Genomic DNA, 2,209 nt, shown 5'->3' with positions numbered 1-2,209 from the left:
CGGCGGGGTGTGGAGGGCCTGCTGGGCCCGTACGAGGTCGTGGAGCGCACGATCCTGACGGACGACGGCACCGAGATCGACGCCTGCGATGTCCTGGGGCCGGGGTCCGCCCTGACGGATCTCGCCCTGCTCCTCGCGGTGGCCTGTGTGGCCGTGGACCGCTACTTCGGCGTGACCTCCGGCTGGATAAGGGACGTGGCCACCGCGCAGGCCGTGCAGCGCCGCCTCCAGGCCCTCCAGTTCGACTGGGCCTCGGAGTGCGTGCGCGAGGTGCTCGGCCCCACGGAGGGCACGGCCGCGGAGGCGACGGAGCGCTGCCTGGGCGTCCTGCGGCGCTTCTCCGAGGACGTGACGGAACTGATCCGGGTGGAGACGGCCGACTGGATCGTGGAGTTCCGCAACGGGTCCGCGCCGATGGGCATCCAGGGGGCGGTGACCTCCGGGGGACGCCAGGACACCGGAGCCGCTCAGGGACGCTTCCCGCTCCCGCCGGGACCGCCGGCCCGCCCGAACATGCCGCGCCAGCGGCCGCCGGAGCCCCGGTGAGCCGGCTCGGTACGACCTCCGTCACCGCCCGTCAGTCGCACGGGGCCGCCGCCCGCCCGCACGGCAGATGTCCCTGCTCCCGGATCACGTCCTGGCTCGTGCCCTCGTCGAGGTAGGCGAGGAAGCTCGCGGCGAGGGAACCGGGGGCCGGGGAACGGTGGGTGTAGGCGTACTCGACACCCCGGTAGGGGTACCGGCCGAGGTGGCCGACGGAGGCCGCCTCGCCGTCCAGCGGCACCCGGCGCACACCCTCGTGGCCGGTGGCCAGGGTGAGTTCGCTGTAGCCGAGGGCGCCGGGCTGGGCGGCCACCTTGTCCAGCACGTCCTCGGTGGAGGCGAGTTCGCAGCGGGTGACGGCGGGACGGGCGGCCGCGGCCACCGCCCTGTCCTTCAGCGGGTCGCAGTCCAGGGAGGTCGTGGGGGTCATTTCCCAGGCCCCGGCCAGCACCCGTTCCTGGAAGATCTGCCGGGTCCCCGAGTAGGCGTCCCGGCTGACCAGCACGACCGGCAGGCCGGGCAGGCGCGGGAGACCGGCGGGCCGGGAGGCGTTCAGGTCGCTCCAGCGCCTGACCTCGCCCCGGTACAGGCGCTGCACCTCGGCCCGGGTCAGCCCGCGCGCGCCGAGATCGATGCCGTCGTTGACGACGAGGGTGAAGACCGACAGGGCGATCCGCTCGCCGTGCAGGCCGAGGCGGTCGCCCATCGGGCCGTCCGAGAAGGCGATCACGGACCGCGCCTCCTTCGCCGAGCGGGCACCGGTGGCGGCGAGCTGGGCCACCCCGGCCTCGCTGCCGCGCGCCTCGACCGTGATGTCGGCTCCCTCGCAGTCCTTCTCGTACTCCTTCGCGAGTGTCCTGATCACCGGGGCGAAGGCGGTGGAGCCGGTCGCCGTGAGGCGTCCCGTCTCGCAGCCGAGCGGGGGCGGGGTGTCGTCGCGGGCGACCACGATCGTGGCGAGGACCAGGACGAAGACGGTGAGCAGCCCGGTGAGAACGCGTGCCGCCGGGCTGAGGACGGGCGGGATCTCGTCGGGGGTGGCGCTGCGGTTGGGGTGCACCTCGCCGTCCCTGATGCCGCCGGTCATCCGGATCGGACGGCCCACGTCACCGCCTGACAGCAGCACGAGGAGCTTGTAGTGCTCGCCGCGGTTGAGGGGGACGCGCGGGATGCGCAGCCGGTTGTCCTCGTAGCCGAAGCCGCGCTCCGGGGTGAAGTGGTCCATCAGGTGGTCGGTGTCGACCGGCTGCGTGACCGAGACCCCGCGCACGGTCCGGTCGCTGAACACGGCGGTCAGACCGTGCCGTTCGGGGCCCGTGTAGTCGTCCCGGTCGATGCCCTGCGAGCCGTCGTTCTCGATGCGGAGGAGGACGAGGGTGGCGTCCGCCATGTCGGGGGCCTCGTCGAAGAGCCCGAGTCTGACTCCCCCGAAGGGGGCACCCCCAGCCCGGCCTCTTCGGACGTCGTCGCCGATCGGGTTGTCCATCTGGACCCGGTATCCGATCCGCTTCCTGCGCGGCACCCGGCGCTCGTACCAGACCATGATCCCGGACGCGACGATGCCGAGGACGGCGGTCCCCACCGCCACGACGTTCTCCGCGCTCAGCCACTCCACTGTGGGTGCCCCCGCAACTCCCGCAGTCCGCTCGTCCGACCACCGTACGGC

Annotated in this window: 2 protein-coding genes; one reads left to right on the top strand and one right to left on the bottom strand. The window is 73.3% G+C overall.

Annotated elements, in window-relative coordinates:
- A partial coding sequence (locus EHS43_RS43060) for an SLATT domain-containing protein (protein WP_260470983.1) occupies positions 1 to 546 on the top strand: 546 nt, incomplete at its 5' end.
- A gap of 31 nt (positions 547 to 577) precedes the next feature.
- Here the strand turns inward: EHS43_RS43060 and EHS43_RS43055 are convergent.
- Positions 578 to 2,158: a PstS family phosphate ABC transporter substrate-binding protein gene (locus EHS43_RS43055; protein ID WP_125195886.1), complete on the bottom strand. Its 1,581-nt coding sequence runs from the start codon at positions 2,156 to 2,158 to the stop codon at positions 578 to 580.
- Positions 2,159 to 2,209: the final 51 nt, after the last annotated feature.

Source organism: Streptomyces sp. RP5T (assembly GCF_003933965.1).
Lineage (GTDB): Bacteria > Actinomycetota > Actinomycetes > Streptomycetales > Streptomycetaceae > Streptomyces.
The sequence above is the reverse complement of the archived record's forward strand: the minus strand, read 5'-3'. Positions and strand labels throughout refer to the sequence as shown.